The sequence below is a fragment of the Streptomyces mutabilis genome, assembly GCF_014649815.1.
In the GTDB taxonomy this organism is placed as follows: domain Bacteria; phylum Actinomycetota; class Actinomycetes; order Streptomycetales; family Streptomycetaceae; genus Streptomyces; species Streptomyces mutabilis.
In genome coordinates this window covers 42613-68112 of the sequence record NZ_BMTT01000012.1, presented here as the reverse complement: position 1 = coordinate 68112, position 25500 = coordinate 42613, and the positions used below count along the sequence as shown (strand labels likewise).

25 protein-coding genes are annotated in these 25500 nt (G+C 71.1%); 16 read left to right on the top strand and 9 right to left on the bottom strand.

The window, feature by feature from the left end; all coding sequences use genetic code 11:
* Window positions 1-16: 16 nt before the first annotated feature.
* The 3 genes from IE142_RS23320 to IE142_RS23310 are packed head-to-tail and all read right to left on the bottom strand — an operon-like array spanning window position 17 to window position 3413.
* Window positions 17-1222, bottom strand: a complete 1206-nt coding sequence (locus tag IE142_RS23320) for a CaiB/BaiF CoA transferase family protein (protein ID WP_191887559.1) — start codon at window positions 1220-1222, stop codon at window positions 17-19.
* Entirely contained in the window at window positions 1219-2685 is a 1467-nt protein-coding gene (locus IE142_RS23315) for an aldehyde dehydrogenase family protein (protein WP_229830802.1), read from the bottom strand. Before IE142_RS23315 ends, IE142_RS23320 begins: the two co-directional genes overlap by 4 nt.
* On the bottom strand, window positions 2682-3413 hold the full coding sequence (locus IE142_RS23310) for an SDR family oxidoreductase (protein ID WP_191887558.1): 732 nt from the start codon (window positions 3411-3413) through the stop codon (window positions 2682-2684). The genes IE142_RS23315 and IE142_RS23310 overlap by 4 nt, the downstream gene beginning before the upstream one ends.
* Window positions 3414-3608: 195 nt before the next feature.
* Here IE142_RS23310 and IE142_RS23305 point away from each other — a divergent pair, with 195 nt between their 5' ends.
* From IE142_RS23305 to IE142_RS23295, 3 genes are read left to right on the top strand one after another with little or no spacing between them, the layout of a single operon-like run.
* Window positions 3609-4415 (top strand): TauD/TfdA dioxygenase family protein, encoded by an 807-nt coding sequence (locus IE142_RS23305; RefSeq protein WP_191887557.1) that lies wholly within the window; start codon window positions 3609-3611, stop codon window positions 4413-4415.
* On the top strand, window positions 4412-5125 hold the full coding sequence (locus tag IE142_RS23300; protein ID WP_191887556.1) for an SDR family oxidoreductase: 714 nt from the start codon (window positions 4412-4414) through the stop codon (window positions 5123-5125). The genes IE142_RS23305 and IE142_RS23300 overlap by 4 nt, the downstream gene beginning before the upstream one ends.
* On the top strand, window positions 5122-5643 hold the full coding sequence (locus IE142_RS23295; RefSeq protein ID WP_191887555.1) for a carboxymuconolactone decarboxylase family protein: 522 nt from the start codon (window positions 5122-5124) through the stop codon (window positions 5641-5643). Before IE142_RS23300 ends, IE142_RS23295 begins: the two co-directional genes overlap by 4 nt.
* Window positions 5644-5699: 56 nt before the next feature.
* Here IE142_RS23295 and IE142_RS23290 read toward each other — a convergent pair whose 3' ends face one another.
* The 4 genes from IE142_RS23290 to IE142_RS23275 form a co-directional block, all read right to left on the bottom strand.
* Window positions 5700-5942, bottom strand: coding sequence for a hypothetical protein (locus IE142_RS23290; RefSeq protein WP_191887554.1), 243 nt, complete (start codon window positions 5940-5942; stop codon window positions 5700-5702).
* 769 nt (window positions 5943-6711) lie between these two features.
* Window positions 6712-7503, bottom strand: a complete 792-nt coding sequence (locus IE142_RS23285; RefSeq protein ID WP_191887553.1) for an enoyl-CoA hydratase — start codon at window positions 7501-7503, stop codon at window positions 6712-6714.
* Between the two features lie 10 nt (window positions 7504-7513).
* Complete coding sequence (locus IE142_RS23280) at window positions 7514-8671, bottom strand: acyl-CoA dehydrogenase family protein (RefSeq protein ID WP_191887552.1); 1158 nt, start codon at window positions 8669-8671, stop codon at window positions 7514-7516.
* Window positions 8668-9522 (bottom strand): acyl-CoA dehydrogenase family protein, encoded by an 855-nt coding sequence (locus IE142_RS23275; protein WP_191887551.1) that lies wholly within the window; start codon window positions 9520-9522, stop codon window positions 8668-8670. Before IE142_RS23275 ends, IE142_RS23280 begins: the two co-directional genes overlap by 4 nt.
* 165 nt (window positions 9523-9687) lie before the next feature.
* On the opposite strand from IE142_RS23275, the gene IE142_RS23270 reads away from it, so the two are divergent.
* The 13 genes from IE142_RS23270 to IE142_RS23210 all read left to right on the top strand — a co-directional run bounded on the left by IE142_RS23270 (window position 9688) and on the right by IE142_RS23210 (window position 23216).
* Window positions 9688-10476, top strand: a complete 789-nt coding sequence (locus IE142_RS23270; RefSeq protein WP_191887550.1) for a TetR/AcrR family transcriptional regulator — start codon at window positions 9688-9690, stop codon at window positions 10474-10476.
* Between the two features lie 173 nt (window positions 10477-10649).
* Window positions 10650-11816, top strand: a complete 1167-nt coding sequence (locus tag IE142_RS23265) for an acyl-CoA dehydrogenase family protein (RefSeq protein ID WP_191887549.1) — start codon at window positions 10650-10652, stop codon at window positions 11814-11816.
* 29 nt (window positions 11817-11845) lie between these two features.
* The gene (locus IE142_RS23260; protein ID WP_191887548.1) at window positions 11846-12613 is read left to right on the top strand and encodes an SDR family oxidoreductase; all 768 of its coding nucleotides are present in this window, start codon (window positions 11846-11848) and stop codon (window positions 12611-12613) included.
* A 65-nt stretch (window positions 12614-12678) separates the two neighbouring features.
* A complete protein-coding gene (locus tag IE142_RS23255; RefSeq protein ID WP_191887547.1) occupies window positions 12679-13446 on the top strand; it encodes a FadR/GntR family transcriptional regulator in 768 nt (255 codons plus the stop codon).
* Between the two features lie 126 nt (window positions 13447-13572).
* Window positions 13573-14373: an enoyl-CoA hydratase/isomerase family protein gene (locus tag IE142_RS23250; RefSeq protein WP_191887546.1), complete on the top strand. Its 801-nt coding sequence runs from the start codon at window positions 13573-13575 to the stop codon at window positions 14371-14373.
* 2 nt (window positions 14374-14375) lie between these two features.
* Window positions 14376-15407, top strand: coding sequence for an acyl-CoA dehydrogenase family protein (locus IE142_RS23245; protein ID WP_191887545.1), 1032 nt, complete (start codon window positions 14376-14378; stop codon window positions 15405-15407).
* Window positions 15404-16552: an acyl-CoA dehydrogenase family protein gene (locus IE142_RS23240; protein ID WP_191887544.1), complete on the top strand. Its 1149-nt coding sequence runs from the start codon at window positions 15404-15406 to the stop codon at window positions 16550-16552. Before IE142_RS23245 ends, IE142_RS23240 begins: the two co-directional genes overlap by 4 nt.
* Before the next feature lie 13 nt (window positions 16553-16565).
* The gene (locus IE142_RS23235; RefSeq protein WP_191887543.1) at window positions 16566-18152 is read left to right on the top strand and encodes a FadD3 family acyl-CoA ligase; all 1587 of its coding nucleotides are present in this window, start codon (window positions 16566-16568) and stop codon (window positions 18150-18152) included.
* A complete protein-coding gene (locus tag IE142_RS23230; RefSeq protein ID WP_191887542.1) occupies window positions 18149-19336 on the top strand; it encodes a CaiB/BaiF CoA transferase family protein in 1188 nt (395 codons plus the stop codon). Before IE142_RS23235 ends, IE142_RS23230 begins: the two co-directional genes overlap by 4 nt.
* Entirely contained in the window at window positions 19333-20145 is an 813-nt protein-coding gene (locus IE142_RS23225; protein ID WP_191887541.1) for an enoyl-CoA hydratase/isomerase family protein, read from the top strand. The genes IE142_RS23230 and IE142_RS23225 overlap by 4 nt, the downstream gene beginning before the upstream one ends.
* A complete protein-coding gene (locus tag IE142_RS23220) occupies window positions 20142-21278 on the top strand; it encodes a thiolase family protein (protein ID WP_229830800.1) in 1137 nt (378 codons plus the stop codon). The genes IE142_RS23225 and IE142_RS23220 overlap by 4 nt, the downstream gene beginning before the upstream one ends.
* 14 nt (window positions 21279-21292) lie before the next feature.
* The gene (locus tag IE142_RS23215; protein ID WP_191887540.1) at window positions 21293-22441 is read left to right on the top strand and encodes an acyl-CoA dehydrogenase family protein; all 1149 of its coding nucleotides are present in this window, start codon (window positions 21293-21295) and stop codon (window positions 22439-22441) included.
* Between the two features lie 4 nt (window positions 22442-22445).
* Window positions 22446-23216 carry an SDR family NAD(P)-dependent oxidoreductase gene (locus IE142_RS23210; protein WP_191887539.1) on the top strand — a complete coding sequence of 257 codons (771 nt, stop codon included), beginning with the start codon at window positions 22446-22448 and terminating at the stop codon, window positions 23214-23216.
* Window positions 23217-23228: 12 nt separating this feature from the next.
* On the opposite strand, the gene IE142_RS23205 is transcribed toward IE142_RS23210, so the two are convergent.
* Together IE142_RS23205 and IE142_RS23200 are read right to left on the bottom strand one after the other, a co-directional pair.
* The gene (locus IE142_RS23205) at window positions 23229-24473 is read right to left on the bottom strand and encodes an amidohydrolase family protein (RefSeq protein ID WP_191887538.1); all 1245 of its coding nucleotides are present in this window, start codon (window positions 24471-24473) and stop codon (window positions 23229-23231) included.
* Complete coding sequence (locus IE142_RS23200; protein WP_229830797.1) at window positions 24467-25492, bottom strand: CoA transferase; 1026 nt, start codon at window positions 25490-25492, stop codon at window positions 24467-24469. Before IE142_RS23200 ends, IE142_RS23205 begins: the two co-directional genes overlap by 7 nt.
* Window positions 25493-25500: the final 8 nt, after the last annotated feature.

Sequence of the window (25500 nt, the reverse complement as noted above, 5' to 3'; positions counted from 1 at the left end):
GGACGGGATGAGCGGGTCAGGTGACCGCGCCGCTCGCCTTGAGGGCGAGGATGCGGTCCCAGTCGTAGCCGAGCTCGGTGAGGATCTCCTCCGTCTGCGCGGCAAACTCCGGTGCGGGGCCGAGGACGGTGTCCTCGACGTCGAACTGGACGGGGCTGGCGACGAGTTCCAGGTCGCCGGCCTGCCCGATGTAGCCGTTGGCGCGCACCTGGGCGTCGGTGGTGGCCTGGAGGGTGTCCTGGACCGGCGCCCAGGGCCCGTCGAGTGCGGCGAACCGCTTGGTCCACTCGGCGAGCGGGCGGGTGGCGATCGCCTCGCGCAGGATCTTCACCGCGTCGCCCGTGTGCCGGGTGATGGACTCGGTGGTGGCGAACCGGGGGTCGTCGGCGAGCTCGGGTCGGTCCAGGCATCGGCACACGTTGGCCCAGAACTTGGCCGGCTGGAGCATCACGAAGGTGATGTACCGGTCGTCAGCGGTGCGGTAGAGCCCGGAGAGCGGGTTGGTGGGTGAGCCGTGGGTGCTGGGCGCGACGCCCTCCCAGGCGCGGCCCAGGTGCAGGGACAGGCCGATGGAGTGGCCGAGTGCCCACAGGCCGCTGCCGAGCAGGGAGACGTCGACCACGGCAGTCTCCCCGGTGCGTTCGCGGCGCAGCAGCGCGGCGGCGATGCCGCCTGCCAGGTTGGTGCCGGAGATGGTGTCGCCGTAGGCCGGACCGGGCGGGCTGATCATGCCCTCCGTGCCGGGCGGGGTGATGCTGGCCGCCGTGCCGGCCCTGGCCCAGAAAGCGGTCATGTCATAGCCGCCCCGGCCCGACTCGGCGCCTCGGGGGCCGAGGGCGCTGCCTCGGGCGTAGACGATCCGCGGGTTGACGGCGCGAATGTCGTCGATGTCGATGCCGAGCCGGGCTCGGGAGGCGGGCAGGAAGCTGGTGAGGAACACGTCCGCGTCCCGGGCCAGTTCGTGCAGCACCTCGCGGCCCTCCGGCGTGGTCATGTCCAGGCCCAGGGAGCGCTTGCCGCGGTTGGCGTGGGCGACGTTCGGGTTGGGGTCGCCCTCCACCCGGAAGCTGCCGGTCTGGCGCAGCCCGCGTTGCGGGTCGCCGGTGACCGCGTGTTCGACCTTGACCACGTCGGCGCCCCAGTCCGCGAGGACGGCTCCCGCCGAGGGCACGAAACCGTACATGGCGACTTCCAGGACGCGGATCCCCTCCATCGGTCTCATGACTGCTCCTCGGGGGCGACGATGCGGGCGAAGGCCTTCTCCTCCAGGAACTCCTCGAACCCGGACCGGCCGCTCTCCCGGCCGATGCCGGACTGCTTGTAGCCGCCGAAGGGCACGTCGGGGGCGAAGTAGTTGCCGCCGTTGATGGAGAAGGTGCCGGTTCGGATGCGCCGGGCGATGCGGATGGCCCGCTGTTCGTCGGCGCTGTGCACGGCGCCGGAGAGCCCGTACCTGGAGTTGTTGGCGATGCGGACGGCGTCGTCCTCGTCGTCGTAGGGGATCACGGCGAGGACGGGGCCGAAGACCTCCTCCTGCGCGATCTCGCTGTCGGGATCGACCTCCGCGAGCAGGGTGGGTGCGTAGAAGTGTCCGGGGTCGACGCGTTTGCCGCCGCGGACCAGGACCGCGCCGTCGTCGACGGCCCGGCGCACCATGCTGTCGACCTTGTCACGCTGGTCCTCGCTGATCAGCGGTCCCATGTTCGTCCGTGGATCGGTGGGGTCGCCGACCCGGACCCGGTCCATCCCGGCCGCGACCATCTGCACGATCTCGTCGTGCCGGGCACGCGGCACGAGCAGGCGGGAGGTGAGGGCGCAGCCCTGGCCCGAGTGGGAGCAGATGGTGAAGGCGGCGAACACGGCGGCCTTGGTGACGTCGGCGTCGTCGAGAACGATCATGGCCGACTTTCCGCCGAGTTCGAGGAAGACCCGCTTCACCGATCCGGAGGCGGCGGCCATGATGCGCCGGCCCGTGCTGGTGGCTCCGGTGAAGGTCACCGCGTCCACGCCGCGGTGGGTGGTGAGCGCCTCGCCGACCTCGGGGGTCGAGGAGCTGAGTACGTTGACGACTCCGGGCGGGATGTCGGTGTGCTCGGCGATCAGTTCGCCGAGGGCGAGGGTGGTGAGCGGGGTCTGCGGGGCGCCCTTGAGGACGACGGTGCAGCCCGCGGCGAGCGCGGGGGCGAGCTTGGCCAGGGCGAGCTGGTTGGGGAAGTTGTACGGCAGGATCGCGGCGACGACGCCGGCCGCTTCCTTCTCCACCCAGCGGTGGTGACACTGGCCGCGGGACTCGACCACGCCCAGGTCCTCGGTGAACTCGTAGCTCTCCAGCAGGTCGGCGTAGTACTTCACTATGCCGATCGGCTCGTCGAGCTGCGGACCGTGGGTGAGCTGGCGGGGTGCGCCGACCTCGGCGATGGTCAGCTCGCGCAGCTCCTCGCGGTGCTCGTCGAGGGCTTGGTGGAGCCGGCGCAGGGAGCGCAGCCGCAGGTCCCTGTCGGTGGGCCAGTCGGTGGTGTCGAAGGCGCGGCGGGCGGCGGCCACGGCCGCCTCGGCGTCCGCCGTGGTGGCCTCGGGCGCGTGCCCCACCAGTTCGCCGGTGGCGGGGTTGTGGGACGGGAAAGTCGCGCCGGTGGTGAGGAGCTTGCCGTCGATCAGCAGGGAGCTGGTGGGTGCCTTGTTCACAGCCGCACCACCGACCCGCCGTCCACCGCGACGACCTGGCCGGTGACCCAGCTCGCGGCGTCGGACAGCAGGAAGAGGAGTAGGCCGGCTTGATCCTCCGGTTTCCCCATGCGTTTGAGGGCGAGTGACCTCACCAGCGCCTCGCGGACCTGCTCCGGGATGATGTCGCGGGAGCCCTCGGTGTCCGTCGGGCCGGGCGCGATCGCGTTGACGCGGATGCCCCGGTCGCCGAGTTCCGCGGCGAGGGACGCGGTGAGGTGGTTGATGCCCGCCTTGGCGAGGCCGTAGAAGCCGGTGGGCTGCCAGGCCGCGGTGGATGACTGGTTGACGATGGCGGAGCCTTCCTTCAGGTGCGGCAGGACCGCCCGGGTCACGTGCAGCGCGCCGAGCAGGTTCACCTTGAGGAACCGGTCGAGGTAGTCGTAGTCGACACTGGTGATGCCCTCGCGACGCATGCCCTGGAAGATGGCGGCATTGTTGACGAGGTGGTCGATCGCGCCGAACTCGGTGATCACCGTGTCGGCGAGCGCCTCGGCGGACGCCGGGTCGCCGACGTCGGTCCGTACGAAGAGCGCGTCCCCTATCTCCTTGGCGACACGTTGCCCCTGCTCCTCGTTCAGCTCGGCGACCACGACCCGCGCGCCTTCGGCGGCCAGCGCCTTCGCGTAGCCCTCGCCGATGCCTTGACCGGCTCCGGTGACGATTGCCACCTTGTCCCTGAACCGCATCCCAGCCTCCCTGCTCGGTTGGTCGGAAACTACATTCTCCATTTCAGCGAATCAAGGTGCCAGACAAGAGAGCCTGTTGCGCACCCATCATGCGAGCGACCATGCCGGCAACTCCCATGACTCCTGGGCACGGCACGGGACTTCCCTCACACTCAGAGTGAGAATATGCTTCTCACATACGGAAGGGGAGTTTTCATGATCACATCGAAGGCCTTGAGCTCGTCGCTCGGGGTGGAGTTCACCGGCGTGACGGACCCGCTCGACGACGCCTTCGTCCACCGGGCGGCCGAGGCCCTCACATGGCGCGGGGTTGTCCTCGTGCGTGGGCTGCACCTCGACGACGAGCAGCAGTTGGCGTTCAGCCGTACGCTCGGTGAGGTGGTCGCGCTGCGCGACCAGGAAATCTTTCCGATCTCCATCAACCCGGCCAAGAGCAAGAGCGCCAAGTACCTGAAGGGCGCGTTCTACTGGCACCTGGACGGCACCAGCGACGATGTGCCCGTCAAGGCGACCACGCTGACCGCCCGCCATGTCGCCACGGTCGGTGGCGGCACCGAGTTCGCCAGCACCTACGCGGCGTACGAGAACCTGCCGGAGAAGGAACGCGAGCGGTACGAGTCGCTGCGCGTGGTGCACAGCTTCGAGGCGTCCCAGCGGCTGGTGAACCCGGACCCCACCGAGAAGGAACTGGCCGCCTGGCGGACCCAGCCGAACCACGAGATGTCCCTGGTGTGGCACCGCAGGGACGGGCGCCGTTCCCTGGTGACCGGCACCACCGCCGATCACATCGTCGGGATGGACCCCGACGAGAGCCGCGCCCTGCTCGACGAACTGCTCGACTGGACCACCCAGGAGCGCTTCCGTTACACCCACGACTGGGAGGTCGGCGACCTCGTGGTCTGGGACAACACCGGCATACTGCACCGCGCGCTGCCATACGACGAGAGCTCGGAGCGGCTGCTGCACCGCACGACCGTCGTCGGCGACGAGGCGTTCGCGTGAGCAGCGCGAGGACGGCCGTCGTCACCGGTGGCGCCTCCGGCATCGGTCGGGCGATCGCGCGGCGGCTCACCGCCGACGGTCTCCACGTCGCCGTCTTCGACATCGCGCCGGCCGAGGAGGGCAGCGCGCTGACCGTGGACATCACCGACCGCGCACAGGTCGACAAGGCGATGGAAGCGGTGCGCGACCGCTACGGTCCGGTCTCCGTCCTGGTCAACGCGGCGGGCAAGGACGGCTTCACCCGGTTCTCGGAGCTGTCGTTCGAGGAGTGGCAGCGCGTCGTGGACATCAACCTCAACGGGGTGTACCACTGCGTGCAGTCGGCGCTGCCGGACATGTGGGAGGGGCGCTGGGGACGGATCGTGAACATATCCTCGTCCAGCGCCCATTCCGGCCAGCCCTTCATGGCCCACTACGTCGCCGCCAAGTCCGCGGTGAACGGGCTGACCAAGTCCCTCGCCCTGGAGCTGGGCCCGCGGGGCATCACCGTCAACGCCGTGCCGCCCGGTTTCATCGACACTCCGATGCTGCGCACCGCCGAACAGCGGCAGCGGCTCGGCGGCACCATCGAGGAGCACATCGCCCGGACCCCGGTCCGCCGGGTCGGTCTCCCGGAGGACATAGCGGCGACCTGCTCCTTCCTGGTGAGCGAGGAGGCGGGTTACATCACAGGGCAGATCATCGGTGTGAACGGGGGGCGCAACACATGACGAGGTTGTCTCCCGTCCCGTACGAGGAGTGGGACGCCGAGACGCTGCGACCGCTGACGGGCGGACGGGAGGTGCCCCCCTCGAACGTCCTCGGCCTGCTGCTCCGCCACCCGGCGCTCGCCAGGTCGTTCCTCACCTTCTCCGCCCATCTACTGGCCCGCAACACCTTGCCGGAGCGGATGCGCGAGCTGGCGGTCCTGCGGGTGGCCTGGCGTCGCCGGTGCGCGTACGAGTGGGGGCAGCACGTGCTCATCGGCCGTGAGGCCGGCGTGACGGAAGAGGATCTGGAGCAGGTACGGACGGGCGCCGCCACGCTGGTGAACCGGGCCGTCGACGAACTGGAGACCGCATTCACCCTCTCCGACGCCACCTACGCGGAGCTGGCCAAGGAGCTGGACGAACGGCAGCTGCTGGACTTCGTGTTCACGGTGGGCGCCTACGGGACGCTGGCGGCGGCGTTGAACACGTTCCAGGTGGAACCGGATTCCGGTCTCGGTGACGAAGGGGGTCTTCGCTGAGGCCGGTGGTCACCGGCCCCGCACTCGCGGGGCTCGACGAACGTGAGGGTCGGCCCTCACAGGACAGCTCGGGCGGTGGCCGCCTGACCGCCGAGCGTTTGCTGGACCCGATCGACGGGAGCGCGTGTCAGAATCTCGAGGTGGTCGCCGCCGTACGCTCCAGTCCAGTCGAGCGCCTCGATGTCATAGGTGACGCCGGCCACAACACTGCCGACGCTGACCATGGACACCACGGTCTTGGAGTCCCTGCCATGTCTGCTGACGGCGTGGCTTTCGTCTCCGAGGGTCGGCAGCGCCATGGAGGGCGGCGATTCCTGCCTCAGTGACCTGTAGGCCGCTTGAGCGCGGCTTCCACCCCTGCACCTGCAAGGGGTAGACCCTGAAGCGGGCCACGTTGTTCGTCGCCGGGTCCTGGTATGCGGCTTCGCCACAGAACAGCAGATCGGGCTGTTCGCTGCCGCACTGCTCCGTGGAGGCTTCGAGCACGCTCGCGTCGTTCTCCTGCCTCCAGCCGCCGGGGACGGCATCCAACCCGGGAAGGACCGACTCGACTACCTCCTGGTCCTCAAGAACCGGACGTGGCTGCCCCTTGGCAAGCGGGTCTCCCACGCCGTCCGTCGGAGCGCCGCACCCTCCCACCGCTCCGGTGGACTCCTGCCAGGGCGCGGCGCCAACTGTCCTGGCGACTCGTCCCGGCCGATCGCACGAACGCCGCCGTACACGGCGAGTGCCACGATCCCCAGCATGACGGCGACAGGCGCGGCCAAGGCGCCCGGACCGCCCCGGGAGGTCGAGATCGTCAGTGGCCCAAGGAAAATGTTGCTGCCGCACAGCCGGTTACCGTCTCCGATGACCACGCTGCCGGTCGGTGCCGGCGGCACCGGGGGCGGCGGCGGTGCTTCGAGCAGCGCGATCAGTCGTTGGGCGAAGAGGCGCCAGACCCCGTGGGCACGCCGGGGCCCCAGGTGGCGGCGGACGCGCGTGAGACGCCCTCGCCGTGGCCCCGTGCTCAGGGCTCGTGCACGGGTCGGTCCGGCTTCGACACGGGCCGTCCCAGTAACGCTCTGCTCACCCCTGCTTCACGCGCTGCTTCATGTCCTCCAGGCGCGTCAGGATCGGGTACCCGCCTACGCTGAGCGCGTTGCCGTGCCCGGTCTGGTGGATGTCGAAGACGGACTGGAGCGCGGCGTAGAAGCCCTGGACGTCCAGGGTCTGGTTGACGGCCCGCTTGGCCTGTCGCAGGCCGAAGGGCGGCATCCTCGCGATCCTTTCGGCCAGCTCGCGGGCGGATTCGTCGAGCCGGTCGAGCGGGACGACCCGATTCACCATCCCGACCTGCTCGGCCTCACGGGCGGTGAGGGGTCTGCCGGTGAACAGGATCTCTTTGGCCTTGCGCGGTCCCAGCTCCCACGTGTGCCCGTGGTACTCGACCCCGCCGATGCCCATGTACACCACGGGGTCGGAGAACTCGGCGTTCTCCGCCGCGACGATCAGGTCGCACGGCCAGCACAGCATCAGCCCGGCTGCGATGCATTTACCCTGTACCGCGGCGATGGTGGGCTTGGGGATGTTGCGCCACTTCAGCGAGTACTCGAGGTAGCGCCGCGCCTCCGTGTTGTAGATCCACTCCAGGGTGATCTCGTCGGGGTCGGGCCAGCGGTCCTTCAGGTCGTGTCCGGCGGAGAAGTGCCGGCCGTTGGCGCGCAACACGATCACACGGACCTCCTCGTCCCCGGCCGCGCGGGTCCAGGCGGCGTCCAGGTCGTCGAGGAGAGCCATCGTCTGGGCGTTGGCGGCCTCGGGCCGGTTGAGCGTGATGACGGCGACGCCGCCTTCCGCTTCGTACAGGATATGGTCCATGACCGGCGTCCTAACGCGGTAGGCCGAGGATGCGCTCGGCGATGATGTTGCGCTGGATCTCACTGGTGCCGCCGGCGATGGTGCCGGCGAAGCTGCGCGCGTAGCGTTCGAACCAGCTGGAGACGAAGTCCTCGTGGTGCATGTGGTGGTACGGGCCGGTGCGCGCGGGGTGCGCCAGCGCGTCGGCGCCGTGCGCCTCCAGGGCGTGCAGGGAGGCCGACTGGACGGCCTCGGAGCCCAGCAGCTTGAGTACGGAGATCTCGGCGGCGTTGCGGTTCGGGCCCAGTTGCCGATGGCCGAGCAGCCTCAGGGCCGTCAGATCCATGAGAAGGGTGGCGTACCACTCCTGGCCGGCGCCGGCGTCCCCGGCGTCGCGGACCAGGTCCTGGAGCCGTTCGGCGTACGACAGCCACAGCAGGGTGCGTTCGTGGCCGAGGGAGCCGTTGGCCACCCGCCAGCCTGCGTTGAGAGGGCCCACCAGATTCTCGCGCGGTACGCGTACGTCGGTGAGGAAGACCTCGTTGAAGTCGTGGTCGTCCTCGGCGGCGATCGATCCGAAGGGTCGGCGGACGACACCCTCGGCGGCGGTCGGTATCAGCAGCGCGCTGATCCCCTTGTGCTTGGGGGCGCCGGGGTCGGTGCGTACGAAGGTGAGGAGCACGTCGGCGTCGTGGGCACCGGAAGTCCAGATCTTCTGCCCGTTCACCGTGAAGGTGTCCCCGTCGAGGACGGCCCGGGTGCGCAGCGAGGCCAGGTCGGAGCCCGCCTCGGGCTCGCTCATGCCGAGCGCGGCGGTGATCTCGGCGCGCAGGATCGGCACGGCCCAGCGTGTCTTCTGTTCCTCGGTGCCGAAGGTGAGCAGGGACGCGGCGATGATGCCCAGGCCCTGGGGGTTGAAGCTGTGGTAGATCCGGCGGCGGGCCAGCTCCTCCAGGTGGGCGAGCTGCTGCGGCAGGGTGGCCCCCCGGCCGCCGTACTCGGGCGGTTGCCCGGGCAGCAGCCAGCCGTGCTCGAAGAGGGTGCGCTGCCAGCGGCGGGCCCAGTCGGGTACGTGCGCACTGGAGTGGGAGCGTTCGCGCGCCTCGGCCTCGGTCGGGAGACGGGCGTCGAGGAAGGCGGAGAACTGGGCGCGGAACTCCTCCACCTCGGGGTCGTCGGCGAGCTTCATGCGGTCAGCAGGGCCTTCCTGTGAGCGGACGCGGTGCCGAGCAGCAGGTCGCAGGCCTGGGCCCGCTTGAGGTGCAGTTGCAGTTCGTTCTCCCAGGTGAAGCCCATGGCACCGAAGAGCTGCAGTCCGTGCCGGAAGACCAGTCGCTGGCACTCCCCCGCCGCCGCCTTCGCCATGTGGGCGGCCTTGGTGCGGCGCGGATCGTCCTCGGCGATCGTGAGCGCGGAGAAGTGAGTGAGGGCGCGGGCCCGCTCCACGGCCACGTGCATGTCGGCCGCTTTGTGCTTGACCGCCTGGAAGGAGCCGAGTACCTGACCGAACTGCGTGCGCTGCTTCACGTGTGCGAGGACCAGGTCGAGGACGCGGCGGCAGGCGCCGACGGCGGTGGCCGCGAGCCCGGTCAGGGCGAGGTCGGGGACGCCGGCGGAAAGGGCCTGCGCGTCGACGTGGGCCACATGCACGTGCGGGTCGAGGATGCCGACCCGCTGGGCGCCGAGGTCCGCTCCCGGGACGACGGTGACCCCACCCTTCGTGAGCAGCGCGACCTCGTCGGCGCGGTCGGCTTCCAGGACGTAGCGGCCGACGCCGTCGAAGACGGCCGTGCCACTGCCTTCGGGCAATCGGCCGGTCAGCGGTGCGAACCAGGTGGCGGTGGCCAGGAACGGGGTCGGGTCCGCCGCGTACCCCAGCTCTTCCAGGATGAGGGCCAGTTCCAGCGGGGGTGCCTCCAGCCATCCCAGACTCCGATAGGTCTCCCACTGCCGGTCTTCGGGCTGCGGCCGCACCTTCGCGACCGTCTCGCGCACCGTGCGGCGCAGCATCCGCTGCTCCTCGTCGAGTTCGAACTCCACGCCCGGCCTCCGCTCTCCTGCGGTCTTGGTGGCGTCCTCTGTGGCAGGTATCGAAGCGAGAATATCATTCTCGTCATACGGAAGTAAGGGTCTTGCTTCGCGCGGAGGGCTATTCGGTAGGGGGGGTGCCTCCTCTTTTCACATACGTGGAGTACCGTTCTACCCATGAGTGTCGTCCCCGCCGAACCGGTCGAGTCCCCTGAGCCCGCGTGGCGGCAGCGTGCCGTCGAGCGATCCACCCGGGCCGCGAAGCTGCGCGCCGAGCAGCGCGTGCAGCGTTTCCTGGACGCGGCCCAGGAACTGATCGCGGACAAGGGCACCACGGATTTCACGGTGCAGGAAGTCGTGGAGCGCTCCCGCCAGTCGCTGCGGAGTTTCTACCAGCACTTCGACGGCAAGCACGAGCTGCTGCTCGCCCTCTTCGAGGACGCGCTGTCGAGGTCGGCCACCGAGATGCGGGAGAGGCTCTCCACCGTGACCGGTCCACTGGACCGGCTCAAGGTCGCGGTGGATCTGCTGTACGACTCCTCCACGCCGCGCGAGGGACAGCAGTCCCCGCTCTTCACCGACTTCGCCATTCAGTTGCTGGTCAGCCACCCGGACCAGGTGGCCACCGCACACCTCCCCCTGCTCGCCCTCTTCACGGAGCTGGTGGAAGACGCGGTGAAGGCCGGCCAGGCCGTCACGCCCAGGCCACGCCGTACCGCCTCCCTGATCATGCAGACGGCGATGTTCACGGCCCAGGCCCCCGCCGCTCCGGTCGGGGCGCAGCCTTCCCGGATCGGCGCGGAGGACGTCTGGGAGTTCTGCCTGGGCGGCATCACCGGGGCGGGACAGGCGACCGGCGGGGAGTCCGGCACCCAGAAGGCCGCCGCTCCCAAGAAGGCGGCGACGAAGAGGACCACCACCAAAAAGTCCGCCGCCCCCAAGGGCGCCACGCGCACCAAGGCCTGACGCCACCCGTCGTTCCAACTGAGGGGCCCGCACCCGTGCGGGCCCCTCGTCTCGTGCCTCACTGATCACTTCCCGCACTGCAACCGCCCGATACGTCAGGGCAGTTGACGCCTCTTTCGGTCTGACCTTTGATATGTTTCACACATCAGCAACCGGCAGAGGGGTTCCCCGCCGTGGATTTCGAGCTGACCGAGGACCAGGAGACGATCCGCAAGGCTGTGGCCGGTCTTCTGCGCGACTTCGACGACCGGTACTGGATGGAGAAGGACCGCGACCACGCCTTCCCCGAGGAGTTCTACGCCACCGTCGCCGACGGCGGCTGGCTCGGCATCGCGATCCCCGAGGAGTACGGCGGCCACGGCCTCGGCATCACCGAGGCCACGCTTCTGCTGGAGGAAGTGGCCCGCTCGGGAGGCGGGATGAATGCCGCCAGCGCCATCCACCTGTCGATCTTCGGCATGCACCCGGTCGTGGTGCACGGTTCCGACGAACTGAAGCGACGCACGCTCCCCCGCGTCGCGGACGGTGACCTGCACGTCTGTTTCGGGGTGACCGAGCCCGGTGCGGGCCTGGACACGACGCGTATCACGACGTACGCCCGGCGGGACGGCGACCACTACGTCGTCAGCGGCCGCAAGGTGTGGATCTCCAAGGCCGTGGAGTCGGAGAAGATCCTGCTGTTGACCCGCACCTCCCGGCGGGACGAGGTCGCGAAGCCGACTGACGGCATGACCCTGTTCCTCACCGACCTCGACCGCGACCACGTGGACATCCGGCCGATCCCGAAGATGGGGCGCAACGCCGTCACCTCAAACGAGCTGTTCATCGACGAGCTGCGGGTCCCGGCCCGGGACCGGGTCGGCGAGGAGGGCCAGGGATTCCGTTATCTGCTCGACGGCCTCAACCCCGAGCGCATGCTGATCGCCGCCGAGGCCCTGGGCATCGGGCGGGTGGCGCTGGACCGGGCGGTGGCCTACGGCTGTGACCGTGAGGTGTTCGGGCGGCCCATCGGTATGAACCAGGGCATCCAGTTCCCGCTCGCGGACTCGCTCGCCCGGCTCGACGCGGCGGAGCTGGTGCTGCGCAAGGCGACCTGGCTGTACGACCGGGGGCGGCCCTGCGGGCGGGAGGCGAACACCGCCAAGTACCTGTGCGCGGACGCCGGATTCACGGCCGCCGACCGCGCGCTCCAGACGCACGGCGGGATGGGCTACTCCGAGGAGTACCCCGTGGCCCGCTTCTTCCGTGAGGCCCGGCTGATGCGCATCGCGCCGGTCAGCCAGGAGATGGTTCTGAACTATCTGGGGTCCCACGCCCTGGGACTGCCGCGCAGCTACTGACCCGCACCATCGACGACCAGGAGCCAGGGATGACCGACCGTACGGGACTGTTCGATCTCACGGGGCGCTCCGCGCTCGTCACGGGTGCCGCCGGCGGGATCGGTTCCGCGGTGGCGGGGGCGCTCGCCCGCGCCGGAGCCGCGGTGCTCGTCACCGACGTGGACGGCGAGGCGGCGGCGGCCGTGGCCGGGAAGCTGTCCGCCGCCGGCCTGAGCACCGACAGCGCGGCTCTCGACGTGACCGACCGGACCGCCGCCGACCACGCGGTGTCCCGGGCCGCGGCACTGGCCGAGGGGACGCTGCACATCCTCGTCAACAACGCCGGTGTCACCGCGCCCGCCATGTTCGACAAGTTGGAGGAGGAGTCCGTCCGGCGACTGATCGACATCCATCTGATGGGCGCTTTCCACTGCACGCAGGCGGCCCTGCCGTTCCTCGCGACGGACGGCACCGGACGCGTCATCAACGTCACCTCGTCTGCCGGTCTGACCGGCACCCTCGGCCAGGTGAACTACTCTGCGGCGAAGGCGGGCATCATCGGGCTCACCAAGTCCCTCGCCAGGGAGCTCGCCCGCAGGCGCATCCTGGTCAACGCCCTCGCGCCGCTGGCGGCGACCCCGATGACCCAGACCATCCGCACCGATCCCAAGTTCGCGGAGCGCATGCTCACGCGCATCCCGCTCGGCAGGTGGGCCGAACCGGAGGAGGTGGCCGGGGCATTCGTGTTCCTCGCCTCGGACGCCGCCTCGTTCGTCACCGGCCAGGTCCTGCCCGTGGACGGGGGCATGGTCATGTGACAGGTCTCCCCCGGGCTGTGTTGAATGGTTCAGCCGAAAGGGACGCCCGACGAGAGGCCCGCACCGTGTCCAGCGCCGATTTCATCCCACCCGCCCCGCGCTTCGAGCCGCTCAGCGTGCCGAAGGCGTCGGACGTGCTGGCGGCCGAGGTGCGCGAGCGCATCCTGTCGGGAGAGTTCGGCGAAGGCACGGCGCTGCCGCCGGAACGTCAGCTCGTGGAGCAGACGGGGCTGAGCCGGGCGACGGTGCGCGAGGCGCTGCGCATTCTGGAGGTCGAGCGGCTGGTCGACATCCGGCCGGGGCGCGGAGGCGGCGCCTTCGTGCACCGGCCGGGCCGCGAATCCCTCGCCAGCACGGTGCAGTTGGTGATCCGGGGACAGCGGATCAGGCTGGAGGCGCTGCACGAGACACGTGAGGCGATCGAGCCGGCCTGCGCGGGGCTCGCGGCCCGGCGACGCACCGAGCGGGACCTGGCGAATCTGGACACCGCCCACGCCGAGCTGGTCGGAGCGGGCGACGACGTCCCGCGATTCCTGCGTGCCAACATCCAGTGGCACAACGCCGTGGCCAGAGCGGGCGGCAACGAACTGCTCATCGGCTTCCTGGACGCCCTCTCGGAGTCCATCCACGCCTCCACCGACCTGGCACAGTTCATGGACGTCCGCATCCGCCGGCTCACCGCGCGCGCCCACGCGCGGATCACGGAAGCCATCCGGTCCGGTGACGAGGAAGCGGCCCACCGGCGGATGAGCCGCCATGTGTGCGGCTTCGCCCGCGCCGCCGCCGAAGTGGACGGCCGGGAGCTGGTGGACCTGCCGGAAGCCGACGACTGACGGCCGACGGAGGCCCGCCCGTCCGTAGGCGGGCGGCAGGAAGCGCCGCACACAGACGAGAATGACGTTCTCGTTTTTCAGCAACACCATTGACAATATCGGTCTGACCTTTACTACCATCGCCGCATGAGCGACGTGAGCCCCGTCCTGACCGTGGCCGCCGACGGCGACGTCCGCATCGTCACACTGAACCGGCCGGAGCACCTCAACGGAGTGTCGGAAGTACTGCACCGCCGGTTGTCCGAGGTGTGGCGGGAGCTGGCGGAGGACCCCGGGGCGCGCTCGGTCGTGCTGACCGGAGCGGGACGGGCGTTCAGCGCGGGCGGCGACTTCGACCACCTGCTCCGCCACCACGACGACCCTGCGCTGCGCGAACGCTCGATCCGGCTCGACCGGATCATCCAGACCGAGATGATCCGCTTCCCCCTCCCGCTGATCGCGGCGGTCAACGGCCCGGCGGTCGGACTGGGTTGCAGCCTGGCCCTCGGGTGCGACCTGGTCCTCATGGCCGAGGACGCCTACCTGGCCGACCCTCATGTGTCGGTCGGGCTGGTGGCGGGCGACGGCGGGGTGACCCTCTGGCCGCTGCTGACGAGCCTGCTGCGGGTCAAGGAGTACCTGTTCACCGGCGACCGGATCCCGGCGGCCACGGCGGTCGAGCTGGGCCTGGCGAACCGCCGCTGTCCGGCCGGTGACCTGATGAGCGAGGCTCTGAAGCTGGCTCACCGGCTCGCCGCCCAGCCGGCGGAGGCGCTGCGTGCCACCAAGGCGGCCCTGGCTGCCGTGGTCGAGCAGATGTCCCGAGGCGGCATGGAGGCGGCTCTGCTGGCCGAGCGGTCCACGATGACCAGCCCCGACCACATCCGGATCGTCAACGAGCTGGCCTCCCGCACCCGCCGTCGCACAGCCGCTTCCGAGGAGGACTGAGCGTGCAGACCGAGGAATTCACCCTGGTCCGGGACATGCTGCGGTCGTTCGCGACCCGGCACCGCGTCGGGTCCGCCGACGAGCTGACGCCGCGGACCCGTGCCGCCGCGCGGCAGGCGCTGGACGAGCTGGGCCTCGCCGGGCTGCGCCGCTCCACCCCGCCCGCCGCCACGGTCCAGGAGTGCGCGCTGCTCGCCGAGGAGCACGGCAGGCAGCCGCTGACGACGTCTCTGCTCGGTACCGCCCTCCTCGCCCCCGAGTTGTCGCGCCTGCTCGGGATCACGGCCCCGGCGTCCCTCCCCACGATCGCACTCGCCCGCGACCTGCGCTTTCCGGGGCAGCACCCGTCACCGCTGGTCGCCTGGGACTGCGACGCGGCGGACAGTGCGCTGCACGTCGCCCCCGACGGGACCGTACGGCAGGTCGCACTGGGCCCGCCCACCCGGACCGCCGACCTGCTGCGCAGTGTGCGCGCGGTCCCCCACGACGGCGAGGGCGAGATCGTCGGACGCCTCGGTGCCGAGGCCGGGCAGCGCTGGCAGTCGTACGCACTGGTCGTCGTCACCGCCGAACTGGTCGGGGCGGTGGACGCCTTCGTCGAGCTGAGCACGGACTACGCCCGTGACCGCAGGCAGTACGGGAAACGAATCGGTTCCTTCCAGGCGGTGCAGCACCTGCTCGCCGACGCGAGGGTCCTGGTCGAGGCGTGCGCCAGTGCCACCCGGTACGCCGCCTGGTGCCTGGACCACGAGCCGGCCGGCCGGGCGCTGGCGGCGGCCCGCGTGGCCAAGGCGGAGGTGAACGCCTCGGCGGTCGAGGCGGTGTACACGGGCATGCAGGTGTTCGGCGGCATCGCCCAGACCTGGGAGCACGTCGCCCATCTGTATCTGCGCCGCGTCCTCGTGGGGGCGGACCTGCTGGCGACCACGGCCGACCTCCTGACCACGCTGGCCGAGCCCGCCCCTGCCGAGTCCCCGCCCGCCGATACCGGGGCGCCCACTCCCACCGCGGACGAACCGGAGACGACCCGATGACTGACCTCCTCCTGGACTTCGGCGACCCCGCCGACCTGGAACGTCTGCGCGACGACTTCCGCGCCTGGCTCGCGGACCACCCCCTTCCCGCACGCGGCGCGGACGAGCCGGTGCCCGTCTTCCTGCACCGCTGGCACCGCATGCTGCACGCGGGCGGCTGGGTCGGTCTCGACGTGCCGCGGGAGTACGGCGGACGTGGACTGACCCCACTGCACCAGGTCGCGGTCAGCGACGAGCTGGGGGCCCGGGGCGCACCGGGAGTCCCTCGCATCGGCTATCTCGCGCACGCCCTGCTGGAGTTCGGCTCCGAGGAGCAGCGCCGCCGCCTGCTGCCGCGCATGCTCGCGGGCGACGACGTCTGGTGCCAGGGCTTCAGCGAACCGGGCGCCGGCTCGGACCTGGCCAGCATGAGCACCCGCGCCGACCGCGGAGCGGACGGCCACTACACCGTCAACGGTCAGAAGCTCTGGACCAGTTACGCCCAGTACTCCGGCCTCTGCCTGCTCCTGGCCCGCACCGGTCCCAGCGCGTCCGCGCACACCTCCCTCTCGGCGTTCGTGCTCCCGCTGGACCGCCCCGGCGTGACGGTACGCCCCCTGCGCGCGGCCAACGGCGACGACGAGTTCTGCGAGCTGTTCCTCGACGACGTCCGCCTGACCGAAGCGGACCTCATCGGTGCCGAGGGCGCCGGATGGAAACTGGCGATGACGACCGTCTCGTACGAGCGCAACGCACTCGACACCGGCCACCTGTCCACGTACGGGCTGTTGGTCGAGCGGCTGCGCCGCCGCGCCCACGAGCGTCGCGGCAGTCTTCCAGACGGGTTGCTGTCGGACATCGGCCGGTGCGTCGTCGACTACGGGGTCCTGGTCGCCCACTCCCGTCGTCGCACCGCCGAACGCCTGGCCGGCCGGTCCGCGGGCCCGGAGTCGTCGGTCGACAAACTGCTGATGACCCGGACCGAGCAGCGGCTGTACGAGACGGCACTGAAGGTCTTCCCCGAGGAACTGCACGGCGCGGGCGGGGAGATCTTCGGCGACTACCTCTACTCCCGTGCCGCGTCCGTCTACGGCGGGACCTCTCAGATCCAGCGGAACATCATCGCCAAGCGACTGCTGCGCCTGCCGGCCGACGGCCGTGGCTGAACGGAGACCCGTCATGCGACACGACCAGGAATTCCGGAGCATCCCCAACGTGGTCAGAGCCGCCGCGCGGCGGTTCGGTGACGCGACCGCCCTCGTCGACGGGAACCGACGCATCGGGTTTCGCGAACTGGAGGGTTTCATGCTCCGCGCCGTCGCCTCGGCGCGGGCCCTGGGCATCGGTCCGGGCGACCGGGTGGGCCTGTGCGCCCCCAACTCAGTGGAGTGGATCGTGGCGGCCCTCGGCATCCAAGGGGCCGGAGGGATCGTCGTCCCCCTCAACACCCGCTTCAAGCAGCGGGAGCTCTCCTACATCCTGCGCAAGTCCGGGGCCAAGGCCCTGTTCGCCGCGGCGTCCTTCCTCGGCACGGACTACACGGCGGACCTGAAACGGTCCGACCCCGGGCTGCCCGCGCTGCGCATCACCGTGTCACTGCTGGGGGACCGCGGCCCCGCCGACATGACCTGGGACGAGTTCCTCGACCTGGGCACCGGGCCGTCGGCCGCGCACGAGGCGATCGACCGGCTCACCCCCGAGCAGGTCAGCGACGTGATGTTCACCTCCGGCACCACCGGCCACCCCAAGGGCGTCACGCTCACCCACGGCCAGTCCCTGCGAGCCTACGGCTGGATGTCCTCGGAGTACGGCTTCGGCGCCTCGGACAGCTTCCTGGTCATCCCGCCGTTCTTCCACTGCTTCGGGTACAAGGCGGGCTGGCTCGCCTCGTTCCTGCACGGTGTGACGGTGATCCCGATGGCGGTCTTCGACGCGGGACGCGCGCTGGAGCTGATCGAGCGGGAGCAGGTCAGCATCCTGCTCGGCCCGCCCACCATCTTCCACGACCTGCTGCACCACCCCGGCCGCCCGCACCGCGACCTGTCGTCACTGCGGGTGTCCATGACCGGCGGCACCACCATCCCCGAGGCCCTGATCCGCGCCATGAAGAAGGACCTGACCTTCGACATCGTGCTGAGCGCCTACGGGCTCACCGAGTCGACGGCGCTGGTGACCAGCACCCGCGTCGGCGACACGGAGGAGACGGTGGCCCGCACCACCGGCCGTCCCATCCCCGACGTCGAAATCCGTCTCACCGACGCCTCGGGGCAGGAGCTGCCACCGGGGGAGGACGGGGAAATCCTGGTACGCGGCTACAACGTCACCCGCGGCTACTGGGACGACCCGGAGGCCACCGCCGCGGCGATCGACGGCACCGGCTGGCTGCACACCGGTGACATCGGCCACCTCGACGGGGCGGGCAACCTCGTGATCGTCGACCGCAAGAAGGAGATGTACATCGTCGGCGGCTTCAACGCCTACCCGGCCGAGATAGAGAAACTGCTGCTCGGCTGCGAGCACGTCGCGCAGGTGGCGGTGATCGGGGTACCCGACGCGCGCATGGGCGAGGTGGGCTGCGCCTTCGTGGTCCCCGCGCCGGGTGCCGACCTCACCGAGGAGGACGTCGTGGCGTGGGCGCGCGAGCACATGGCCAACTTCAAGGTGCCCCGGCACGTGCGGTTCGTGGAGGCGCTGCCCCGCAACGCGGGCCTGAAGGTCCTCAAGGACGACCTGCGTGCCCGTTACGAGGACGGTGAGCGCCGATGAGTGACGGACCGCTGGCCGGCGTCACCGTGGTCGCACTGGAGCAGGCCGTGTCGGCACCGATGTGCACCCGCACCCTCGGTGACTTCGGCGCGCGTGTGATCAAGGTGGAGAATCCCCGGGGCGGGGACTTCGCCCGGCACTACGACGACGTGGTGGGCGGCCTCGCGGCGCACTTCGTGTGGGTCAACCGGGGCAAGGAGTCCGTCGCGCTGGACCTGAAGACCGACGCGGGCCTCGCCGTGCTGCACCGACTGCTGGAACGCGCCGACGTGCTGGTCTCCAACCTCACCCCCGGCACGACCGCCAAGCTGGGCCTGTCCCCCGCCGATCTGGAGGTCCGCCATCCGGACGTGATCGCCGTGGAGATCGACGGGTACGGCGCCGGCGGCCCCCTGTCCCACAAACGCGCCTACGACCTGCTGGTCCAGGCCGAGTCGGGGGCGTGCGCGGTGACCGGGCACCCGGGCGCACCCGCGAAACCGGGTCCGCCGGTAGCCGACGTGTGCAGCGGCCTGTACGCGGCACTGTCCGTCCTGGCCCTGCTGCACGGCAGGAGACGGGGGCGGCCCACCGCCTCCGTCGCGGTGAGCCTGTTCGACACGATGACGGAGCTGATGGGCTACCCGCTGACGTACACCAGGCACTCCGGCGTCGAACAGCAGCCGCTCGGAATGAGCTCGCCCGCCGTGTCCCCGTACGGCGCCCACCCCACCGCCGACGGGCACACGGTGGTCCTCGGCACCACCAACGACCGCGAATGGCAGCGCCTGGCACGGGAGTTGCTCGACCGGCCGGACCTGGCGGACGACGAGCGGTTCCACACCAACGCCGGACGAGTCGAGCACCGGGCCGTCCTGGACGCCGAGATCGGCACCTGGTGCGCGCGGCACGACCTGGCGGACATCCAGGACCGCGCGGACGCCGCCGGGATCGGCAACTCCCGCTTCAACACCCAGACCGACGTCCTGGCGCACCCTCATCTGACCGCCCGCGACCGCTGGCGGGAGATCGGCACTCCGGGCGGGCCGGTACCCGCCCTGCTCCCGCCTCCCGTCATCGCCGGATACGAACCGCCGATGGGGGCGGTGCCGGCACTGGGCGAACACACGGACGCCGTGCTCGGCGAACTCGGTTTCGCCGCCGAGGAGATCGCGGCGCTCCGCGAGCGGAGGGCCGTGCGGTGACCGGTCTCCTCATCGACGACGCCGACGGCGTACGGACCCTGACGCTGGACCGATCGCACCGCAGGAACGCGATCGACGCCGAGCTGTGGGAGGCGTTGCGCGCCGCCCTCGACGACGCCGGTCGGGACCAGAGCGTGCGTGCCCTGGTCCTCACCGGCGCGGGCGGTGACTTCTGTTCGGGAGCGGACATCTCCAAGGGGCTCAGCAGCGCCCACCCCCTCTACCGGATGCGTCCGTTGACCGACGTGACGATGCTGCTGCACGAACTGCCGGTGCCGACGGTCGCCAAGGTGACAGGGGTGGCGGTGGGCGCGGGCTGGAACCTCGCCCTGGGCTGCGACCTGGTCGTGGCGACCCCGGAGGCGAGGTTCTCGCAGATCTTCACGCGGCGTGGGCTGTCCCCCGACTGCGGCGGCTCCTGGCTGCTGCCCCGGCTGGTCGGTCTCCAGCAGGCCAAACGGCTCGCGCTGCTGGCGGACACGATCGGCGCCGAGGAGGCCCGCGCCCTGAACCTGGTGACCTGGGTGGTGGACGGCACGGAGGTGGACGCCTTCGTCGACGGCCTCACGGCGCGCCTGGCGGCCGGCGCGCCCGTGGCGCTGGCCCAGACCAAAGCACTGCTGAACGAGAACACCGACCGCACCCTGCGCGAGTCGCTCGCCGGCGAGGCGCGGGCGCAGGCGGCGAACTTCGCGACCGCCGACGTGCGCGAGGCCTACGCGGCCTTCGCCGACCGGCGCGATGCCCATTTCACCGGCCGCTGGGCGGTGCCCGGTACGAGTGCCGGACGATCGGAGGACGAGACGTGACTCGGGAAGCGGTGATCGTCGGGGCGGTCCGCACCGCCGTCGGCAAGCGGGGCGGTGGACTGGCCGACGTCCACCCCGCGGACCTGTCCGCGGCCGTGCTTCGAGCCCTCGCGGAGCGGACCGGGATCGATCCGGGGGTGGTGGACGACGTCGTCTGGGGCTGTGTGTCCCAGATCGGCGACCAGTCGAGCAACATCGCCCGGTACTCGGTGCTGGCGGCGGGCTGGCCGGAGAGCGTCCCGGGGACGACGGTCAACCGGGCGTGCGGGTCGAGCCAGCAGGCGCTGGACTTCGCCGTGCAGGCGGTCCTGTCGGGACAGCAGGAGGTGGTCGTGGCGGGCGGCGTCGAGGTGATGAGCCGGGTGCCGCTGGGGGCCGCGAAGGCCGACGGGACGCCGTACGGCCCGCGGGCCCTCGACCGCTACCGGGGCTTCTCCTTCAACCAGGGGACCTCGGCGGAGCTGATCGCGCGGAAGTGGGGCTTCTCGCGCGAGGAGCTCGACGCGTACGCGGCGCTCTCGCACGAGCGCGCCGCGGCGGCGCAGGACGCCGGAGCGTTCGGGCCGGAGATCGTCCCCGTGGCGGGGACCGACGCCGACGAGGGGATACGGCGCGGCACGAGCGTGGACACGCTCGCGAAGCTCAAGCCCTCTTTCCAGGAGGACGGTGTGATCCACGCGGGCAACGCCTCGCAGATCTCCGACGGAGCGGCCGCCCTGCTCGTCACCACCGCCGACAGGGCGCGGGAACTGGGGCTCGCTCCCCTGGTCCGCTACCGGGCCGGCGCGGTCGTCGGCTCCGACCCGGTGCTGATGCTCACCGGGCCGATCCCGGCGACCGAGAAGGTGCTGCGCAGGGCAAACCTCGCCGTCCGGGACATCGGCGTCTTCGAGGTGAACGAGGCGTTCGCACCGATCCCGCTGGTCTGGCTCACCGAAACCGGTGCCGACGCGGAGCGGCTGAACCCCCTCGGCGGCGCCATCGCGCTCGGCCACCCGCTGGGGGCGTCGGGAGCGGTGCTGATGACCCGCATGATCCATCACATGCGCGCGCACGGCATCCGTTACGGCCTCCAGACCATGTGCGAGGGCGGCGGCACCGCGAACGCCACCGTCGTCGAACTCGCCGACTGACGAAGGGTGTCGCCGTGCGCAGAGACGTCTTCACCGCCGACCACGAGGACTTCCGGGAGCTGGTCCGGGACGTCGTGGCCAAGGAGGTGGCCCCGCACTACGCCGAGTGGGAACGGGCCGGGCGGCTGCCCCGCTCCTTCTTCGAGCGGCTTGGCTCGATCGGTCTGCTCGGCATGGCGATACCCGAGGAGTACGGGGGCGGCGGACAGTCCGACTACCGCTACAACGTCGTTCTCCAGGAGGAGGCGGCCCGCGCCCTCGTCACGCTGGGCACCGTCCGCACCCAACTCGACGTGGTGCTGCCCTACTTCCTCGCCTACGCGGACCGGCAGCAGCGGGCGCGCTGGTTTCCCGGCCTGGCCTCCGGCCGGCTGCTGACCGCCATAGCGATGACCGAGCCCGGCACCGGTTCCGACCTGGCGGGGATGCGCACCACCGCGGTACGGGACGGGGACGCCTACGTCCTCAACGGCGCGAAGACCTTCATCACGGGCGGGCTGCTGGCCGATCTCGTGATCGTGGTGGCGCGTACCGCTCAGGATCCCGGCGACCGGCGGGCGGGGCTGACGCTGCTGGTGGTGGAGGACGGGATGCCCGGGTTCACGCGGGGGCGGGTGCTGGAGAAGATGGGCATCAAGGCGCAGGACACCGTGGAACTGGCCTTCGACGACGTCCGTGTGCCCGTCGTCAACCGGCTCGGCGAGGAGGGTGCGGCCTTCTCCTACCTCGGGCACAACCTGCCGCAGGAGCGCATGACCGTGGCGGTCGGCTCGGTGGCTCAGGCGCGGGCGGCGCTCGATGCGACCCTCGCCTACGTGAAGGAGCGGAAGGTGTTCGGCACCGCCGTCGCCTCGTTCCAGAACACCAAGTTCGAGCTCGCAGCCGTGGCCGCCGAGGTTGAGGCCGCGCAGGCCGTCGTCGACCGGGCCGTGCTGGAACTCGTCGACGGCCGGCTCTCCGGCGCCGACGCCGCCAAGGTCAAGCTGTTCTGCACCGAGGTACAGGCCCGCGCCGTCGACCGGTGCCTCCAGTTGTTCGGCGGGTACGGCTACATGCTGGAGTATCCGATCGCCCGGCTGTACGCGGACGCGCGCATCACCCGCATCTACGCCGGGACCAGTGAGGTCATGAAGGTCATCATCGCCAAGTCCCTGGGGTTGTGAGGAAATGGAAGACTTCTCCTCCCGTCCCGGCACCGCCCTTGTCGCGGGCGGTACCGGTGGCATCGGGACGGCCGTCGTACGGATGCTCGCGGCCCGCGGCAGCGACGTCGTGCTCACCTATCGGGCCAGTCAGGAGGCCGCGTACGCGCTCACCGACGAGGTGAAGGCGGCCGGGCGCTGGGCCGTGGCCGTCCAGCTCGACCTGACCGACGAGGAGGCGACCGCGCGGGCGGTGCGCGACGCGGCGGCGGACTTCGGCGGACTCCACACGGTGGTGTACGCGGCCGGGCCGCATGTGCCCATGACGCATCTCAGCAAGGTGACGCCCGGCCGGTACCGGGCGCAACTGGAGGCCGACGCGGTGGCGTTCTTCAGTCTCGTCCACCCGGCGCTGCCGCTGCTGCGGAAGAGCCGGGGCAGTGTCGTCGCCGTGACGTCGGTCGCCACCCGGCGGTTCCCGGTGCGGGACGGGCTGTCCTCGGGCGTCAAGGGAGCGGTCGAGGCGGTGGCCCGGGCGCTGGCCGCCGAGGAGGGACGGTACGGCGTCCGCGTCAACTGTGTCGCCCCTGGCATGCTCACGGACGGCATCGCTGGGCGGCTGATCAGCACCGGGGAACTGGACGAGGACGCTCTCGCCGTCACGCGGCGCAACATTCCGATGCGCCGGTTCGGGCAGGCGCGGGACATCGCGGAGGCGGTCGCGTTCCTCGCGTCCGACCGGGCCGGGTTCATCACCGGGCAGGCACTGGGGGTGGACGGTGGGTACAGCGTCTGAGCACGAACTGGTTCAGGGAGCGATCCGACGGCCGCCGACGTACACGGCCCGTACGGTGTCGGCGGACAGGACGTGGAGCGCCTCCCGCAGAGGCACGTGGAGCAGGCACAGGTCGGCCGGCGCACCGGCCGACAGCCGGCGTGCGCGGGCGGGCCGGTCGGGCGCGCCGAGGAAGAGCCCCAGGGCGGCCTCCGGTGTCACCCCCTCGCCGTCCTCCCGGCCGACCGCGGCCCGCATGACCGCCCACGGGTCGTCGGTCCCGTACGGCGCGTCGGTGCCGGCGGCGAGCGGGATGCCCGCCTCGGCCAGACTCCGGCACCGGTAAAGGGGGTGGTCGTCCGGAGGGACCTCGGCGGCGTACTGGCGGCCCCGCTCCACCGGGAAGTGCGGCTGGGTGACGACCGTCAGCCCGAGTCGCCGGATCCAGGGGACGGTCTCGGCCGGAATCACCGCGCCGTGCTCGACGCGGTCCCCGGCGACCGGGCCGGCCTCCTGCACGGCGAGCAGGGTGACGAGCAGCTGCACACGCGTGACACAGTGCACGGCCACGGGTCGGGGCCGCACCTCGCGCACCAGGGTGGCGAGTTCACCCGGTGTGGGCAGGGTGGCGTCATCGAGCATAACCTTGACCGGGGAATCGACGCCCATGACGGTGAGCCGCTGCGGCAGCACCGACAGGGTCCGCCGCAGGCCGGGCGCGGGCCGGGGGTCGGCGTTGGTGAAGCCCGTGACGCCGAGGCGCGCGGCGCGTCGGCCCAGAGCCGCCAGATCGAGCCGCACCGGCGGGATCAGCTGCCGCAGCCGCTCGTCCTCCCGCCACAGCCTGCCATCGCCGTCCAACCCTGCCGCCCGCAGCGCAGGGGTGTTGAGGAACCACATCGCCCCGCTGCGGTGCTGCACCCGCACGGGCCGGTCGGCGACGATCGCGTCCAGTACGGAGCGGTCCAGGTCCCCCGCGACACTCTCGTGGTAGCCGACCGCTCGTACCCATTCACCAGGCGGTCCGCTCCGCAGGGCCTGAGCGAATCCGGCGGGTGTACGGACGTCGGCCGGGCCCACGTGGACCGAGGAAGCGTCGGCGGCCAGTGCCATGAGGTGGACGTGGTGGTCGTGGAGTCCGGGCAGCAACGCCCCTCCGCCTCCGTCCACCTGGCTCTCCCCGGCGAGACGGCGCCCGATCTCGCTGATCCGCCCGTCGGCACCGATCCGTACGTCTGTAGGGGCGTACCCCTCGACCTCCACGTTCCGGATCAGCACGGTGCCGTCCGGGAGTCGGCGAGCGCGGCGGCACAGGCAGCCATGGACACGCACAGCAGCTCCGCGCCGCCGGCGGCGAGGGACCGGACGGCCGCGTGCGCGGCGTACAGGCCGGTGACGGGGTCGGCGAGGGCGTCCCCCAGGAACACGGGGTCGCCGTGCGTGTCGCGGCCGACCAGGCCGCCCGCCACCGCCGCGTCGTCCCCGAAGGCGATCCGGTCGTCGTCGCGACCGTACCCGGTGATACTGACCCAGACCCGTCCGGGACGCGCGGTGAGGAACTCCTCTGCGAACAGCCCCAGTTGACGTAGCGCTCGCGGCCGGGAGGCTTCGATGACGACGTCCGCCCGGTCCACGGCGTCCGCCAGGGCGCCGGAGGCGAAATCCAGGACCAGGCTGTCGTGTCCCTCGTGCAGCCAGCGGTAGAACTCCGGATGCCCCGACCGTGCGCCGTCCGGTCTGGTGGTGCTCTCCACCTTGGTCACCTGTGCCCCCGCCAGGCCGAGCAGTCGCGCGCACAGAGGTCCGGCCCAGAGGGCGGACAGGTCGAGTACGCGCAGGCCGGTGAGCGGGCGACGCAGCCGCTCACCGTAGGACCGGGCGCGTACGGGGGCGCGACCGGAACAGGCCGTTGCGAGGGCGGCGGCGGGGATGCCCACCCTCTGCGCGGCGGCGGCGAGTCGGAAGGCGGTGGTTGTGCGGGCACCGCCGTCCAGGTCCGTGTCCCGCGCGCCGAGAAGGGCCAGCAGCGCGGGCAGTGACGCGTGGTCGTCGGGTCGGGCCAGGTTGACGGCGGCCCATCCGTCGGCGGTCCGCAGGAGTCGGCAGGAGCCGCCTGCCGACGTCCGGCCCGGTGAGGGCAGCCCGGCGAGCCGTGCCCGCAGGAAGAGGGCCGTGGGCAGGTCCACGACGACGCCGGTACGGGCTTCCAGGCCGTCCGCGACGGCCCGGAGCGGGACGAGGTACGGCGCGACGCCGGACATCCACGGGCCGAGGGCGAGAGCGTCATTCTTGGGCACGTGAATTC

Bases quoted from the DNA above. Each gene is read 5' to 3' on its own strand.
- IE142_RS23305 (WP_191887557.1), top strand. From the start codon at position 3,609: ATGATCACATCGAAGGCCTTGAGCTCGTCGCTCGGGGTGGAGTTCACC.
- IE142_RS23235 (WP_191887543.1), top strand. From the start codon at position 16,566: ATGCGACACGACCAGGAATTCCGGAGCATCCCCAACGTGGTCAGAGCC.
- IE142_RS23210 (WP_191887539.1), top strand. From the start codon at position 22,446: ATGGAAGACTTCTCCTCCCGTCCCGGCACCGCCCTTGTCGCGGGCGGT.
- IE142_RS23230 (WP_191887542.1), top strand. From the start codon at position 18,149: ATGAGTGACGGACCGCTGGCCGGCGTCACCGTGGTCGCACTGGAGCAG.
- IE142_RS23285 (WP_191887553.1), bottom strand. From the start codon at position 7,503: ATGGACCATATCCTGTACGAAGCGGAAGGCGGCGTCGCCGTCATCACG.
- IE142_RS23260 (WP_191887548.1), top strand. From the start codon at position 11,846: ATGACCGACCGTACGGGACTGTTCGATCTCACGGGGCGCTCCGCGCTC.
- IE142_RS23280 (WP_191887552.1), bottom strand. From the start codon at position 8,671: ATGAAGCTCGCCGACGACCCCGAGGTGGAGGAGTTCCGCGCCCAGTTC.
- IE142_RS23295 (WP_191887555.1), top strand. From the start codon at position 5,122: ATGACGAGGTTGTCTCCCGTCCCGTACGAGGAGTGGGACGCCGAGACG.
- IE142_RS23240 (WP_191887544.1), top strand. From the start codon at position 15,404: ATGACTGACCTCCTCCTGGACTTCGGCGACCCCGCCGACCTGGAACGT.
- IE142_RS23270 (WP_191887550.1), top strand. From the start codon at position 9,688: ATGAGTGTCGTCCCCGCCGAACCGGTCGAGTCCCCTGAGCCCGCGTGG.
- IE142_RS23250 (WP_191887546.1), top strand. From the start codon at position 13,573: ATGAGCGACGTGAGCCCCGTCCTGACCGTGGCCGCCGACGGCGACGTC.
- IE142_RS23290 (WP_191887554.1), bottom strand. From the start codon at position 5,942: ATGGCGCTGCCGACCCTCGGAGACGAAAGCCACGCCGTCAGCAGACAT.
- IE142_RS23320 (WP_191887559.1), bottom strand. From the start codon at position 1,222: ATGAGACCGATGGAGGGGATCCGCGTCCTGGAAGTCGCCATGTACGGT.
- IE142_RS23310 (WP_191887558.1), bottom strand. From the start codon at position 3,413: ATGCGGTTCAGGGACAAGGTGGCAATCGTCACCGGAGCCGGTCAAGGC.